General features: G+C 58.7%; 14 protein-coding genes. 9 read left to right on the forward strand and 5 right to left on the reverse strand.

Annotation, left to right across the window (positions count from 1 at the left end):
- Positions 1-9 precede the first annotated feature (9 nt).
- From XX99_RS27380 to XX99_RS19820, 4 genes are all read left to right on the forward strand, one after another.
- Positions 10-174 (forward strand): hypothetical protein, encoded by a 165-nt coding sequence (locus XX99_RS27380; protein ID WP_231581510.1) that lies wholly within the window; start codon positions 10-12, stop codon positions 172-174.
- A 267-nt stretch (positions 175-441) separates the two neighbouring features.
- Complete coding sequence (locus tag XX99_RS19810) at positions 442-1,485, forward strand: ATP-grasp domain-containing protein (protein ID WP_050061072.1); 1,044 nt, start codon at positions 442-444, stop codon at positions 1,483-1,485.
- Positions 1,486-1,543: 58 nt separating this feature from the next.
- Positions 1,544-2,650 (forward strand): carboxylate-amine ligase, encoded by a 1,107-nt coding sequence (locus XX99_RS19815; RefSeq protein WP_050061073.1) that lies wholly within the window; start codon positions 1,544-1,546, stop codon positions 2,648-2,650.
- 82 nt (positions 2,651-2,732) lie between these two features.
- Positions 2,733-3,521, forward strand: a complete 789-nt coding sequence (locus tag XX99_RS19820; protein ID WP_197081910.1) for a GAF domain-containing protein — start codon at positions 2,733-2,735, stop codon at positions 3,519-3,521.
- 71 nt (positions 3,522-3,592) lie between these two features.
- On the opposite strand, the gene XX99_RS19825 is transcribed toward XX99_RS19820, so the two are convergent.
- Positions 3,593-5,032, reverse strand: a complete 1,440-nt coding sequence (locus XX99_RS19825; protein ID WP_050061075.1) for a serine hydrolase domain-containing protein — start codon at positions 5,030-5,032, stop codon at positions 3,593-3,595.
- 115 nt (positions 5,033-5,147) lie between these two features.
- On the opposite strand from XX99_RS19825, the gene XX99_RS19830 reads away from it, so the two are divergent.
- Together XX99_RS19830 and XX99_RS19835 are read left to right on the forward strand one after the other, a co-directional pair.
- Complete coding sequence (locus XX99_RS19830; RefSeq protein WP_050061076.1) at positions 5,148-6,023, forward strand: M28 family peptidase; 876 nt, start codon at positions 5,148-5,150, stop codon at positions 6,021-6,023.
- Between the two features lie 45 nt (positions 6,024-6,068).
- Positions 6,069-7,385, forward strand: coding sequence for an isoaspartyl peptidase/L-asparaginase (locus tag XX99_RS19835; RefSeq protein WP_050061077.1), 1,317 nt, complete (start codon positions 6,069-6,071; stop codon positions 7,383-7,385).
- Positions 7,386-8,117: 732 nt separating this feature from the next.
- On the opposite strand, the gene XX99_RS19840 is transcribed toward XX99_RS19835, so the two are convergent.
- Positions 8,118-8,465 (reverse strand): hypothetical protein, encoded by a 348-nt coding sequence (locus tag XX99_RS19840; RefSeq protein ID WP_050061078.1) that lies wholly within the window; start codon positions 8,463-8,465, stop codon positions 8,118-8,120.
- Between the two features lie 130 nt (positions 8,466-8,595).
- Between XX99_RS19840 and XX99_RS19845 the strand changes: the two genes are divergently transcribed.
- Both XX99_RS19845 and XX99_RS19850 read left to right on the forward strand, forming a co-directional pair.
- On the forward strand, positions 8,596-9,378 hold the full coding sequence (locus tag XX99_RS19845) for an MFS transporter (RefSeq protein WP_050061079.1): 783 nt from the start codon (positions 8,596-8,598) through the stop codon (positions 9,376-9,378).
- A 6-nt stretch (positions 9,379-9,384) separates the two neighbouring features.
- On the forward strand, positions 9,385-9,909 hold the full coding sequence (locus tag XX99_RS19850) for a hypothetical protein (protein WP_050061080.1): 525 nt from the start codon (positions 9,385-9,387) through the stop codon (positions 9,907-9,909).
- A 68-nt stretch (positions 9,910-9,977) separates the two neighbouring features.
- Here XX99_RS19850 and XX99_RS19855 read toward each other — a convergent pair whose 3' ends face one another.
- From XX99_RS19855 to XX99_RS19865, 3 genes are all read right to left on the reverse strand, one after another.
- Positions 9,978-10,979 carry an aldo/keto reductase gene (locus tag XX99_RS19855; protein ID WP_050061081.1) on the reverse strand — a complete coding sequence of 334 codons (1,002 nt, stop codon included), beginning with the start codon at positions 10,977-10,979 and terminating at the stop codon, positions 9,978-9,980.
- A gap of 252 nt (positions 10,980-11,231) precedes the next feature.
- Positions 11,232-12,278, reverse strand: a complete 1,047-nt coding sequence (locus tag XX99_RS19860) for an aminopeptidase (protein WP_050061082.1) — start codon at positions 12,276-12,278, stop codon at positions 11,232-11,234.
- 388 nt (positions 12,279-12,666) lie between these two features.
- Positions 12,667-13,731 carry a glycosyl hydrolase family 18 protein gene (locus XX99_RS19865; protein WP_082125763.1) on the reverse strand — a complete coding sequence of 355 codons (1,065 nt, stop codon included), beginning with the start codon at positions 13,729-13,731 and terminating at the stop codon, positions 12,667-12,669.
- Between the two features lie 113 nt (positions 13,732-13,844).
- Here XX99_RS19865 and XX99_RS26850 point away from each other — a divergent pair, with 113 nt between their 5' ends.
- Positions 13,845-14,390 (forward strand): FKBP-type peptidyl-prolyl cis-trans isomerase, encoded by a 546-nt coding sequence (locus tag XX99_RS26850; RefSeq protein ID WP_082125736.1) that lies wholly within the window; start codon positions 13,845-13,847, stop codon positions 14,388-14,390.
- Positions 14,391-14,447 lie beyond the last annotated feature (57 nt).

Below are 14,447 nucleotides of genomic sequence, written 5' to 3' on the forward strand. Positions count from 1 at the left end.
TGGGGAAGGATGCGAACATTTCACCTTGATGCTCCTGCGCCGCGAGGCCGCGGTTACGTGATCAACGTAGCCAGCTATCGCAACGGTGTTGGTTACGGGCCGTGGACGCACATCGATGGCTGGAGCGAGGCGGTCATCGAGTACATCCGCGCCGCGGAGCAGGCGGAGACATAAAAAGGGAGAGCGGTTTGAAATACGAAGAGCAGCTTTAAATACGGAGAGCGGTTCACGCCGCTCTCCTCTTTTTTAGTTTTTTTTGCAGTTGTGTGAATGCGTCGATGAATTTCAATCCGATGTTTCTTCGCTGGGCACTTCTTCCTTCTCCGTTTGCGCATTTGCCTTTGCGCCCGCCCTTGCATCTACGCTAAGGTGAGAAGGGCTCGCACGAGCGCATCATGGGCCTGCCGCACGATCGAATCCTCTCCTTGAAGGAAGGTTTACGTGAAGAAAATCGGCGTTCTGTTCGGCATGGAAAACACCTTTCCCGGCGCGCTGGTGGAGCGCATCAACTCCATGAACCTCGATGGAATCTCGGCCGAGTTCGTCGAGGTCGGCGCGGTTCGTCTCGACCGGCCACCTGCTTATGCCGTGATCGTCGACCGCATCTCGCACGACATTCCGTTCTATCGCGCCTTCCTCAAGCATGCCGCGCTCTATGGAACCGCCATCATCAACAATCCATTCTGGTGGTCGGCGGACGACAAGTTCTTCAACTACACCTTGGCCGCGAAGCTCGGCGTGGCCGTGCCGCCGACCGTTATCCTGCCGCACAAACATTTTCCGGAGGGAACGACCGAGCGCTCCATGCGCAACCTCGAATATCCGCTGAAGTGGGATGCGGTCTTCGAATACGTCGGCTTTCCGGCTTTTCTCAAGCCCGTCGACGGCGGAGGCTGGCGCGATGTTCATCACGTCCACAATCGCGAAGAGTTCTTTCGCGCCTACGATCAGAGCCGCGATCTGTGCATGACGCTGCAGGGAGCCGTCAATTTCAACGAGTACTTCCGCTGCTATGTCGTGGGACAGAAGAAGGTGCGCATCATGCCTTATGATCCGCGGCTGCCGCATCATGAGCGCTATCTGCAGAATCCTCCCGCCTATAACAAGAAATTACTGAGGCGCGTCGAGAAAGATGCTCTGACTCTCTGTGCGGCGCTCGGCTACGATCTCAACACGGTGGAATTCGCTGTCGAAAACGGCGTGCCTTTCGCCATCGACTTCATGAATCCCGCTCCGGATGCGGATCTTCACTCGGTCGGTAAGGAAAGCTTCGATTGGATCGTGCAGGCGGTTGCGGATCTCGCGGTGAAGAAGGCGAAAACCGCGCCGGGGGCCTCTGCCCTGCACGCGCTTGACCTGCTGGCCGGAGCGAGCAAGAAGGTCGACAAGAAGAAGGCCGCGAAAGAAGCGTCGAAGCCGAAAAAAGACAAGTCCGCCCAGCCGGAAGACGCAGAGCAGGTAGAATCGACGCAACCAAATTCCTGAACGGCATCGGCGCGATACGCGCATGTGCTCTGAACGCGGGTTTTGACGGCGAATCTCTATGCGGCCATCTTTCACCATCGGCATCGAAGAGGAATACCAGACGGTCGACCCGGTCACCCGCGATCTGCGCTCGCATATCGCGACCGAGATGCTGGCCAAGGGCAAGCTTCGGCTCGAAGAGCGCGTCAAGGCCGAGATGCATCAGTCGGTGATCGAGGTCGGCACGCGCATCTGCCATACCATCGGCGACGCCCGGCTCGATCTCTACGACCTGCGGCGGCAGATGATTGGACTCGCGCGCGAGCACGATCTGATGCTGGTGGCTGGAGCCACGCATCCCTTTGCCGATTGGCGCTCGCAGGAGATCTATCCCGACCCCCGCTATGCCCGCGTGGTCGAGGACCTGCAGCTGGTGGCCCGCGCCAACCTCATCTTCGGCTTGCACGTCCACGTCGGCGTGGAAGACAGGGAAGCAGCGATTCGCATCATGAATTCGATGCGCTACTTTCTGCCGCACATCCTGGCGCTCTCGACAAATTCGCCGTTTTGGCGGGGCATAAAGACCGGCCTCAAGAGCTATCGCGCCAAGGTCTTCGACAAATTTCCCCGCACCAATATTCCCGACAGCTTCGCCAGCTTCAGCGAGTACGAAAACTTCATCAACCTGCTCATCAAGACCAATTGCCTGGATAACGCCAAGAAGATCTGGTGGGACATTCGCCCGCATCCCTTCTTCAACACTGTGGAAGTGCGGGTCTGCGACATCCCCATGCGCGCCGAGGAGACGCTGGCCATAGCCGCGCTGATCCAGGCCACGGCAGCGAAGCTTCACCTGCTCCACGAGCGCAATCAGGATTGGCGGCAATATTCGCGGGCGCTCATCATGGAGAACAAGTGGCGGGCCGTCCGCTACGGCCTCGATGGCAACCTTATCGATTTCGGCAAAGAGACAGAGGTTCCGGAGCGCAATCTGATCGTCGAGTACATCGACTTCGTCGATGAAGTGGTCGATGAGCTCGAGAGCCGCGAAGCCATCCAGTACATTCACACCATCCTCCGCGAAGGCACGGGAGCCGACCGCCAGCTCAGGAAGTTCGAAGAGACCGGCGATCTGAAAGCCGTCGTCGACTACATGGCGGAAGAGACGCAGGCGGGATTGTTCTAAGCTTTAACGAGACTGCCGCGACGCTTTCTTCTCGCTCGGAGTAGCCAGCGTCGAGTACGATCTCCATATACGAGAGGCACCCTTGCAGACGATGTCTGACACCGGGATGGAATTCCGAGATCTACTCAGTGATCCCGCGTTTCTCGGCAGAACCGGAAAAAAAAGAGACTTCCAGCAACCCTTCGATGCTCTTCGCCGGGTCACGGAAGTCTTTGCGTCCAGGCCTGCGGATGTCCTGCAGGAACTGGTCAACGTGGCGATGACCTGTTGCGGCGCGGATAGCGCCGGAATCAGTCTGCAAGAGCCGGATGAAGAGGGGAAGCCGACCTTCCGCTGGGTTGCCATTGCCGGAACCTTCTCCGCCTATCTTCAGGGTCGTACCCCGCGTTTTTTCAGTCCCTGCGGCAGCTGTCTCGATAGCGGAAGACCGCATCTCTATCGCGTCACCAAGCCTTACTATGATTTCCTCGGGGTTCAGGCGGAGCCCATCACCGACGGCATGCTCATCCCCTGGGAGGCGGACCAGATTCGGGGAACGATCTGGGCGGTGTCGCACACCTCCCGGGATGCCTTCGAGCTACCCGACTACGAGCTTTTGAAGAGCCTGTCTGATTATGTAGGCGTCATCATGCGGCAACAGAAGCTCGATCAAAAAGCCCGCGAGATCGCGAGGGCGCAAGCTTCGACCGACCGTGCCCATGAGATGGCGCATCAGATCAACAATCCGCTTCAAAGTCTGACGAACACCATGTTTTTGGCCAGCCTGGACGGCCCCAACGCGAAGAGCTATCTGCGATCCGCTCTCGTGGAGCTCGATTCGCTCTCGGAGCGGGTTCGAAGGCTTCTCGCATTGCAATATCCCAAAGAATAGTCACGATGACGCGCCAGCCAGTCAATCATCCAAACTCGCTACGCCCTGTCCCCTAAACCCTACCCCCTGCTTTATTGCGCCGGCAGCACCAGGTATTGCTCCAGCTTGCCATCTGGCATGGTGTAGGTAGTCACCGTCAGATGCTGCGGCCGGTTCGGAAACTCGACGCGGAAGACGCGGAAGGTCATGCCGCCGCGCAGCTCTTCGCTGCTCTGTGTGAACACCGAGGGCTCACCAAGCGGCTTGAGACTGGATTCGAAGTCGGCCAGCGCCTGTTGTCCGAAGTACGCGTTGCAGTTATCCGTGAACAGTGCGCGGTCGATCTTGCCCTGCTGCAAGCCGGTGAAGATCGCGCGAGCCTGATGCTCTGCATTGCTGACCGATCGACCCGGGGCGACATTGAGGACGATGGGCGTAAGCGCACGGCCGATCGCTGCCGCTGCTGGCGATGCGTCCTGGTTGGTGAGAACAGCGATGGCCGCTTTGTCCGCCGGAAAGACGATGTTCTCGGAAACAAAGCCCGATACTTCGCCGGAGTGCTCATACGCCGGATGATTCAGGATGGTGCGTACAAAGAGCCCCAGGCCATAGTTCGAGCTGGAGCCATCCTTGAGCTTCACCGCGTCGGTCATCTCGTCATACGATTTTGCTGAGAGCAGCGAGCGATTCATGACGCTGATGTTCCACTGCGCCAGATCGTAAGCGGGCATGGCCAGCTCCCCGGCTGCGAACATCCAGCCTTTGCCCTCTTTCGGAGCGGGCCGCAGCGGCCCCAGCGCGTAGCGAATGTATCCTGCGGCATCGGTGTCGCCAAGCTTTTCGGCGTCCGAGTTCCAGACCGCCTCCATGTCCAGCGGGCGAAAGATATTCTGCTGCAGGAAAGGCATAAGCTGCATGCCGCTTACCATCTCCACGATGCGACCCGCGATGACGTAATTGGTGTTCGAGTACTGCCAGCGCGTGCCCGGATCGAAATCCAGCGGCTTCTTTCCCCACACCTCGAGGATGTGCTGCGAGTCTGTCGCCGCGTACATCGGTGGCATGAGATAGTCCTCCGGCCAGTAGTCCTGATAACCCGAGGTGTGCGACAGGAGCATGCGGATGGTCACATCATTGGCGCGGGTAAGATCGGGGAGATATTTCGCAACCTTGTCGTCGATGGAGAGCTTGCCCTGCTGTTCGAGCAGCAGAATCGCCGCTGCCGTGAACTGCTTGGAGATCGACCCCACCGAGTAGCGCATGGCAGGCTCCGCAGGGGTGGGCGGATCGAGTTTCGCGTTGCCGTAGGCATGCGTGTAAACGATCTCTCCGTGCTCCACGATCGCCACCGAGGCCGAAGGAACGCCTGTCTGATCGAGAACCTTCTGCGCTGCGGCATCGATCTTGGCTCGCACTTCTGCGGGCAGGGAATCGACCTTCAATCCGGCAGGCGGCGCGGTTTGGGCGAAGGTTGCAGTTAAGGCGAAAGCCGGGACGGCAGCAAGAAGAAGGGTAAGGGCAGAGGTTCGCATGGTGGAAAAGCAAGCCTAGCAGGATCGTCCCAGGCAGGCCAGTCGTGCGGGCTCCTGTCTGCGGGCAAGGACCAGGCCGACCTTCTGCTATCCTTCCGCCACCGGCCGATCCTTCATGCGCTTACTGGCTCTTCTTCTTATCCTGCTCTCAGTCGACACCAATGCACCCGGTCAACGGCGCGGTCTTTTCTTCTGGACGATGCCTCTGCAGGACATCGTTGCGATGGTGCGGCACGTGCCGCAGGATGACGGCATTCGCCTGGCCCAGCTTAAGCAGACATTTAAGGACATGCAGTGCACCGGCGAGGAAATTCGCGAACAGGCCTTCAACGGCGGAGCAAACCTGGTCTGCACTCTCTCCGGCAGCTCGCCGGACACAATTTTGTTTGTCGCCCACTATGAACACAATGGTCCCGGCCAGAGCGCGGTCGAGAATTGGACGGGAGCGACCACGCTCCCTTTTCTCTATCACGCCCTCGCCGCGACGCCGCGCAAACATACCTTCGTCTTCCTGGAGGTAAAAGGCGACGCCGGGGCCAAAAGCTATCTGCGCTCGCTCTCCAAAGCCGATCTGCACGCTTTGAAAGCAGTGATCGCGGTCGATGCGCTCGGTCTTGGCGCAACGCGTTTTTATCTTCGCCCCATCGGCTTCTACACTTCGTCAGCCGAATCGCTGCTGCAGAACACATTGGCGCTGGCGGCTCAGGATAAGGGGCTTCCGCCGCCTCAACAAGAGATCCCTGGAAGCTGGCTTAAGATCGACGACACAAAGCTGTTCCGCTTCAAAGGCATTCCGTCGATCCTGATTCATTCGGTGGATCGCGACACGCGTGAGATTCCCGGTTCGGAAAAAGACACGCTCGCGGCGCTCAACGATGACGCCTATTTCGCTTCCTACGACATGCTCTGCTACTACGGCGCAGAGCTGGACGACACCCAGATCGGCGCGCCTGCCGACACGACACGAGCGCCCTCGCGCGGACGGCGCTAACCTGCCCCAATGTAGCCCCAAAGTTCAATTACGATCGGAGCCATCATGACCACGAGACGGGATTTTTTATCCAAGGGAGCGCTCACCGCCGCAGGCATCGGCATCGCCAGAAGCGAAGCGTATGCCGACGAGCAACGCGCGACCCAAAATCTAACTCCGGATCGGGTGAAGCAGTTGAAGCCGCCAGCGAAACCGGTCATCGTGACTCGAGTGACCGGCGACCAGACGGTGCAGGAAGCCTATCGCATGCTGCTCGATGGGCAGGACACGCTGGATGCCGTTCACCATGTCTGTCTCGGCCGCGAGAACGATCCTCGGGACCACAGCGTCGGACTGGGCGGCCTGCCGAATGAAGACGGCATCGTGGAACTCGATTCCTGCTGCATGCATGGGCCGTCGAGGCGTGCGGGCTCGGTGGCCGGCGTGCGCAACATCCGCAACGTCTGCCTGGTCGCACGCAAGGTCTTCGAGCATACTTCGCACGTGATGCTGGCCGGACCGGGCGCTGAAAATTTCGCCGCCGATCTGGGCTTCCCACGCGAAAATCTGCTCACCGAAGACGCTCGCAAAATGTGGATGCTATGGAAGGAAGGCCACTCCCAGATGGATTGGTGGGGGCCGGGAATGGCAGATCCTGCATGGAAAGATCCCTACGCGGATCACCCCACACCCCAACCGACCATGGATCTGCACGGGCTTGCTTCAACGGGGCCAGGGTTGAGCCCGGGGTTGAGCCCGGGTGCGATTCCGCGCCATCCCACGCCGGAGTGGCGGCAATTGATTGCGATGCGCACCCGCAAGCTCACCGAAATGGCTGCTGATCTCGGCATCGAGCCCGAAAAGCGCCTCGCCGCCGTTGAGCAGGTTTTATGGCCTACCACCGGGACCGTCCATGTCTCCGCTGTAAACACGAAGGGAGAGATGTCCGGTGCGACCACCACTTCAGGCTTGGCCTGGAAGCTGGCGGGAAGAATCGGCGACTCTCCCATCCTGGGCGCGGGCAGCTTTACCGACCAGGATGTGGGCTCCGCCGGCGCCACCGGCACCGGTGAAGAAAACATTAAGGTCGCAGGCGCGCACACCATCGTGGAGCTCATGCGCCAGGGCTACAGCCCGAAGGATGCCGGCATGGAGACGCTCCGGCGAATCGTGCGCAACTACAACGGCGAAATGAACAAGGTTCGTTATCTGGATATGGAGTACTACATCGTCCGCAAAGATGGCGCTTATGCCGGATGCTCTCTCTGGAGCACCGGCGCCACGGGGCATCCTCGGGAATTTGTAGTTCACGATGGTGAACTACGCGTCGAGAAATGCTCGGCTCTGCTCGAAGGCAGCATGACGGAGTGGCCACCACTATAGAAGCAGTTGTGCCTTTTGGGGGCTGGTGCCGCTGGGAGGAAATTTTTCTGGCTTATGTTGGAAGCGGCGAGGGAAACGAAGCCGGCCCCGGAATGGCGAAGAGCCGGCCCCGGGAATGGCAAAGAGCCAGCCCCGCCCTTCGAGCTGCGGCGCAAAGCGGTATCCATACTTTGCTTCCGCCCTCAGCGGTAAGCCGCCACAGTCCTCGTCTGCCTCGCCAGCTTTTTCACTCGCACCGTTAAGCCCGAAAGGGCATAACGGACTCCGAAATTCGCCCGCAGCGATAACTCATAAAGAATCGGTAAGCTGGTAAGATCGAGCCGGATAACTTGCAATAGCACTTAAGTGCTATGAAATTTTGATCGCCTGCCTGCGCAGATTTTCCTCTCTTCATCGCGCGGGCCCCCAAGATATCGAATGAGTTATTGCGGCAACTCCTACCTAGCAACAACAAGTTATAGAGAGATAAAGTTAGTCCTTTGTTTCCGGGAGTTTTCCCAGATATGCGTTCTAAATTCCCTTAAATTCGACCTAATAATGACGGGGTAATCACTAATACATACACTGTGGTTACCGATTTTCCGTAACCAAACTACAGGCGCAAAAAAAATCACACAATAGTTGCAACAAATTGCAGTCCTGAGATTAAGCTGTGTTCTAGGTTCAACGGGATCAAACACCTTTGAACTGCCCCCGCGAACTTACATCAGGAGAAATCTCAATGTCGTCCACCTACACCAAGGTCCTCAGCGCAGCAACTTTGATTCTTTCGGCGTCCACCGTATTGGCCATGCGTGGCCCTTCTGCCCCGGCTCCGTTGCCGCCGCCAGCATTTGCCAGCCACGGCCCTTCGGCTCCAGCACCGCTGCCTCCGCCGGCGTTCGCCATGCGTGGTCCTTCCGCTCCGGCGCCGCTGCCTCCGCCGGCATTTGCCAGCCACGGTCCTTCCGCTCCGGCCCCGTTGCCGCCGCCAGCGTTCGCCATGCGTGGCCCTTCCGCTCCGGCGCCGTTGCCTCCACCGGCATTTGCCAGCCACGGTCCTTCTGCTCCGGCCCCATTGCCGCCGCCAGCGTTCGCCATGCGTGGTCCTTCGGCCCCGGCGCCGCTGCCTCCGCCGGCCGCCGTATAACTCTCTAAGTAATCAGGACGCAGGGTTTTCTCCCGCTCATGGCCCTTTCTGCTGATATTCTTCTGCCAGGAAGGGCCTGAGATGCAGCTTTCGCACCTCGACGACGTACTCTGGGTAGCAGGATCGGCCGGACAGCTGTTGCTTCTCGGCATCCTGGCTGTGCGAAAGTCTTTTCGCACCTTTCCCATCTTCTGTGCGTGGGTCGCCTTCAACATCCTCTCGGAGCCAACCCTCTATTGGTTCCTGCACCATACTTCTTCGCGGATTTATTACCAGGTCTACTTCTCTCTCAATTTCCCGCAGTATCTCCTTGAGGCCTGTGTCTTACTGGAAGTGGCCGGAAGCGTCCTCCAGCCTGTGAAGAAGTCGCTGCCGCGAGGCGTGCTGTATTTTCTAGCGCTGCTGATGGTGGGCATTGGAGTGGTGGGTTTTTTCATCGCCGCACATCTCAACGCAGCGACGCTCACCCATCCGCATGCCTTTACGGTGATCAATATGAGCATGGCGATTCTCCGCCTGGTCACGTTCGTTCTGATCGCCGGGTTCTCGCAAGTATTGGGGCTGGGGTGGAAAAACCACGTTTTGCAGCTGGTTTCCGGTTTGGCCTTTTACGCGGCGGTGGACTTGATCGTAGAGGTCGCCATCAGTCATTTGCACCGCGGACCCGATTTTGCCAATCAATACTATGAGTTACAGCATTTGCGGGTGGTTGGTTACCTTTGTTCACTGTACTATTGGTGCTATTCTTTCGCCCGCCAAGAGGCCCCAAGAAAAGAATTTAATTCCAAAATGTCGGAATTTTTGGTATCTATAGGTCCAACAGCAAAAAGACAACAATCCATTGTTGCCAGGAAGCGCAGATAAAAACAAATGATTCTGCCCATCATTTCGACAGCTTCTATAACCGGCATGGTCGCCTATGCGATCTATTGGCGTCGCCAGCAGGCGCAACGCCGCACTGCGGACTGGGATTCCATCGTCTCCCGCCTCCGCTCCAACAGCGAGTTCAACTTCTCTGAAGTGACTGACCGCTACCTCTATAGTGATGAGATCAACGCGACCCCTGCGGACGTGTGGAAGCGCATCGACGGAGCCAACGGCCTTTGGGCGATGTACACCAACGCCGGCGTCCTCATGGAGCTTGCCGATTACGCGACCGAGCATGGAGAGGACGTTCCCGAGCAACTGATCGAGGAGCTTCGCAGCGATGCCTTGCAGCTTCGCATGGCGGTCGTTATCTCCCTCGTGAAGTATGCGTTCTCCCGTTCGGGTGTTGCGGCTTCGGTACACGCGCACCGCGCGGCTACCGCTTACAGCGCAATGCTGGCACACATGACCACCCTCTTCCAGGAGCATTCGGCGCTTTACTTCCCGCGCTTCCTTGAAGCAATGTAGCCTTCGGTTCTCCGAAAGAAAAAGCCCACGCATAGCGTGGGCTTTTTCAGCTTCAGGGAAGGCCCAATCTATGGGTTCGACCGGAGAAACGATTCCAGCCGCTCCGCTTCCTGGTCGGTGAGGCGAAAGGCTGCGCTGGGAAGAACGCCGTCGATCTGGTCCGGGCGGCGAGCACCCACAATCGCTGCCGTGATCGCCGGATGGCGCAGCGTCCAGGCGGTGGCAACCACACCAGGCTCAACGCCACGGCTGTTGCCGATCTCGCGCAGAATCTCCACCAGTTTCAAATTGCGCGATAGCTTAGGCTCATTGAAGTTCGGGCTGCGCTTGCGCCAATCGTCGGCGGGAAGGCTTTGAATCCGCTCTGCTGTCATCTTGCCGGAGAGCAGACCGGAAACCATCGGCGAATAGTTGATGACTCCAATATTGTTCTGCTGGCAAAAGGGCAGGATCTCCGGCTCGATGTTCCGGTTGAGCAGCGAATAAGGCGGCTGCAGCGAGGTGATGGGGGCGATCTTCTGCGCGCGCTTCATCTGCTCGACATTGAAATTCGATACGCCGATGTAGCGCACCTTACCTTGCTGCTGAAGCTTGGCCATCGTCTCCCACCCCTCTTCGATCTCGGTCTCGGGATTCGGCCAGTGGATCTGGTAAAGATCGATGGTGTCCACGTTGAGCCGGCGGAGCGAGTTCTCGAGTTCTTCCTGAACCGACGCGGCTGTCAAGCTGCGATAGATCTGGCGGTCGTCGTTCCAGCGCATGGAACACTTGGTGAAGACATAAGGCTTGCTGCCGATGTTCTTGAGCGCCCTGGCGACGATCTCTTCTGAGTGGCCGAGACCGTAGATCGCAGCGGTGTCGATCCAGTTGATGCCGGAGTCGATGGCGCGCTCGATGGTCTTGACCGACTCGTCGTCATCCTGTGCGCCCCAGGCGAACTCCCAATTGCCGCCGCCGATGGCCCAGGCTCCATAGCCGATGGTCGTGATGTGAAGATCGGAATTGCCAAGCTGGCGTTTCTCGAAAGTGGAGGCTGTGCCGGTGTGCGATGCAGTTTGCGTGGTCGACATACGCTCCTTTGGATGCAGAGGAAATTTCAGACGGTGCAGAGTGCGGAGGCTGGAAAGCTGCAGGTTGTGGAGCCGGCGAAAGCCGGCAGCTTCGCTCCAGCAAAGAGATGCGCGAAGGATAGGTTACCGTTCCCGTTTCGGGAATGCAAAAGACCACTGCGGCCCACGACTGCTCGGCGATATATCGCGGAGCTGAGAGGCGAACCGCAAATCCAGCTTGGCGATACTTGCTAGTTTATTTCGCCGCGGCTACTAGACGGCGACCAGAAAGCTGCCGTCTTTCATGATCTGCTCTTCATCCACCCAGATATTGAAGCGCAGGCCAACCACGTCGATGTGCGTGGTCGACGTCCAGGGTGCTCCGGTGTGTTCGCCGTAGGGATTGCCGAAAGCGATATGGATGCCCGGAAATTTTTCATCCTGCAGAATATTGCCGATCACGTGTTCCACGCCTACGTTGGTGCCGATGGCAAATTCGCCCACGCGGTCGGAGTTCTCGTCGGTGTGCGTGTAGGCCCAGAATTCATCGCGCAGTTCGCGGTTGCTGGATTCACACGAGGCGATGCGGTTACCCCTAATCTCGATGGTCAGCGGACATGCTTCGAGCAGGCCATAGCGCGCGCAGAGGTAGTCTCCGACCACGCCATCCACCACGAACCTTCCGTTGACTTCGCCCGGAGTCGTAAAGATCTCACCGCCGGGCAGGTTGCCCCATTTGTCGCGCGAGATGATGCCCGAGGTCTTGAGCCACTTGTAATCCGGATTCAGATCGGCGCGAATGTCCGTTCCGGCAGCCGTCGTTGCCCGGATATAGCTGGCCCGGCGCACCTTCTCGATGACCTTCTGCGAAAGTTGATCGACGCGATGGAAGTCAGCGCGCATGCCCTCGCACATGATCTGCGGCGTGATGTTTACCATGTGCGCGTGGCGCATGTGCCGCCGGTTCACGACTTCAGTCATCTGCATGCGCGAGCGCAGCTCGTTGCGCTGCACGCCCACCGCAAAGATGCTCACATCCGAAGTTTCCATGTCGGCGAGGACTCGCTCAGGCATATCGACTAGCGGGCGCGGCGCCAGGTCTTCGAGGACGAAGGCGTTCCAGCGGCAACCGTTGGCCGCTAGCTCCTGCGCTAGAGACGCGGCGATCGGCGCCGTCGCCTGATCCGTAATCAGCGTGACCTTCTCCGAAGGCTGAATGCGCAGACAGGTATCGACGGCGGAGCGAGCTCCGGGCAGAAAATCTGGAGGAAAGGGCATGGCCAACAGGGCCTGCGCCTCGGAAGTGGCGGGATTGTTCATGAAAAAGCCGTCAACCTCGAATATAGCTTTCTTTAAACTACCGTAAATGGGATGCAGAAACAGCCGAATTTGAGGATTTCTGGCAATTCCAGACTTGCCCGGGACCGGGAGGAAAGTCCGCTCGGGACCACCCTTCGCCTAGCTTTCGGCATCCCTTTAACGTCGGTGAGTTTCAGGTCGGCCGACCTGAAAATGCACCGCGAAGAAACACCCAGGCTGGGAGAGGCGCAGGTTTTCGCGATTTCCTCTGCTTGCCGTTGGCGAAGGAGAATCGCGGGCAGCCAACGGACTCTTCCAGTCAGAAAAGATTTTTTGTGCAAAGCAAAGGTAAAAGGGCAGACCACTGCGGTCTGCCCTTTTGCATTGTGTGCAACGGATGTTCTCTAACTTACTTGTGCGCCGGCAGAGCACTCCAGACCGAAGGATCTTCTTCCCCGAGGTCCCATGAGCAGAAGCCCTGCAATCCGCGCTGCTTCGCCAGATCGTAGCGCTCCTGGAAGGTCCGCTTATCCGTGAAGAAGACCCACTCCCGCATGTCATCACGGTAGAAGTAGAACCACGCGGTCCGGTCGACCGGGTCCCACTGAATGGGCGTATCGAACTCCTTCGCCAAATCGACCGCGTCCTGGGATGGTTCATAATCGGCGCTCGGGTTGGGCTTCTCCTCGGGCTTGGTCGGCGTTCCTGCGTACCAGTGGTAGCCGTAGACAGGAATTCCCAGCGAAAGCTTCTGCGGCGGAATGAACTTCAACGCATAGTCAAGATTCTTGACCGTCCAGTCCCATCCCGCCACCGGGCCGGGCGAGGTCCAACGTGTGTGCTGGTCGTAGGTCATAAGGCAGACCAGGTCGACGGACTTGGCCAGCGCGTCCAGATCGTAAGCTCCGCGCCAATTGGCGTAGATCCAGTTAGCAAAGCCGCTCTCTCCGGAGTGGCCCGGAGCGCCGGGAACCACCGCGATCGATAGCTGCAATCCCTGCTGGTGAAAGGCGGTCGCAGTCTCAGCCACAATGGCGGTGAGCAGATCACGATCCGTCCAGCGCACGTTCTCGAAATCGAACTGGAACCCCGTGTAGCCGTTGGTCTTCGCGGCATCGATGAGCTGCGCGATCATCAGGCGCTCGGCGCCGGGATTCGACAGGAGCTTGTGGAACTCCTCCTGATTGAAGCCATCGTTGCCGACGATGGGCATGACCGGAAGGTGAATCCGCTTGGCGGTCGCCAGCACCAGAGGATTGGTGCCGCCGGAGACCAGGCCATCCTGGTCGACCGAGTACCACGTCGGCACCAGGATATCGATCTGCTCGGCGTGCGCCAGAAACGAGCGTACCGAGGCCGGACTGCGGGTGAGATAGAAGAGGGCTTTGGGATTCTGCGCGCCGGCAGAAGCGAAGCCGGAGATGCAAAGCAAGAAAAGAAAACAGGCAGCGAGCCGGGTTGTGCGAATCAGCATGAAGCTCCGTACAGAGGAAATATCTGTGAAATTACCAGCCGGCCGGAGCGAGAGCATTTGCGGCCGGCCATTCATAGATTATCTTTTGTTCAGTCTTAACCCTTGGAGCAAGCATGTATTCCGTTCGATCCACATCTTTTGCGCTGTCCCTTCTCGCCTCCGGCCTTCTGCTGTCCAACCCCCTGTTTGCCCAGACGGCCCCTGCGAAGCCGGCGACCACGGCAAGTAAGCCGGCTACGCCGGTTCATCGGAAAGTCGTGCCCGCCGCACCCGCCACTCCGCCCCTCCCGAAGAACATTCCTCCGGCGAAGGCTCCGGTCAAGGTGCAGTTCGCGCTGCGTTATCAGGACATCACGGTAGGAACCGGCGACGAGGCGCAGCCTGGCGAGTTCTATTCCGTGAATTACACCGGCTGGCTGGCTACGGACGGAACGAAATTCGATTCCTCTTACGATCGCGGGCAGGCGTTCGAGTTTATGCAAGGCCGTCGCAGCGTGATCGTGGGCTGGGACGAAGGCTTTGTCGGCATGAAGGTGGGCGGCAAGCGCCGGCTCTTCATCCCCTATCAGCTGGCCTACGGCGTAGCCGGCCGCGGACAGATTCCAGCCAAAGCCGACCTGATCTTCGACGTAGAGCTGATGGGAGTGCGGCAACAATAGGGTGTAGGGGAGAGGGTGGAGGGCGCAGCCAAAGGCACGGTTTAGGGAGTAGTGTTA

The organism is Silvibacterium bohemicum, from assembly GCF_001006305.1.
GTDB classification, from domain to species: Bacteria; Acidobacteriota; Terriglobia; order Terriglobales; family Acidobacteriaceae; genus Silvibacterium; species Silvibacterium bohemicum.

Excerpts from the sequence above, each read along its gene's own strand:
- XX99_RS27380 (WP_231581510.1), top strand. The coding sequence starts at position 10 with ATGCGAACATTTCACCTTGATGCTCCTGCGCCGCGAGGCCGCGGTTAC.
- XX99_RS19815 (WP_050061073.1), top strand. The coding sequence starts at position 1,544 with ATGCGGCCATCTTTCACCATCGGCATCGAAGAGGAATACCAGACGGTC.
- XX99_RS19825 (WP_050061075.1), bottom strand. The coding sequence starts at position 5,032 with ATGCGAACCTCTGCCCTTACCCTTCTTCTTGCTGCCGTCCCGGCTTTC.
- XX99_RS19830 (WP_050061076.1), top strand. The coding sequence starts at position 5,148 with ATGCGCTTACTGGCTCTTCTTCTTATCCTGCTCTCAGTCGACACCAAT.
- XX99_RS19835 (WP_050061077.1), top strand. The coding sequence starts at position 6,069 with ATGACCACGAGACGGGATTTTTTATCCAAGGGAGCGCTCACCGCCGCA.
- XX99_RS19840 (WP_050061078.1), bottom strand. The coding sequence starts at position 8,465 with ATGGCGAACGCTGGCGGCGGCAATGGGGCCGGAGCAGAAGGACCGTGG.
- XX99_RS19845 (WP_050061079.1), top strand. The coding sequence starts at position 8,596 with ATGCAGCTTTCGCACCTCGACGACGTACTCTGGGTAGCAGGATCGGCC.
- XX99_RS19850 (WP_050061080.1), top strand. The coding sequence starts at position 9,385 with ATGATTCTGCCCATCATTTCGACAGCTTCTATAACCGGCATGGTCGCC.
- XX99_RS19855 (WP_050061081.1), bottom strand. The coding sequence starts at position 10,979 with ATGTCGACCACGCAAACTGCATCGCACACCGGCACAGCCTCCACTTTC.
- XX99_RS19860 (WP_050061082.1), bottom strand. The coding sequence starts at position 12,278 with ATGAACAATCCCGCCACTTCCGAGGCGCAGGCCCTGTTGGCCATGCCC.
- XX99_RS19865 (WP_082125763.1), bottom strand. The coding sequence starts at position 13,731 with ATGCTGATTCGCACAACCCGGCTCGCTGCCTGTTTTCTTTTCTTGCTT.
- XX99_RS26850 (WP_082125736.1), top strand. The coding sequence starts at position 13,845 with ATGTATTCCGTTCGATCCACATCTTTTGCGCTGTCCCTTCTCGCCTCC.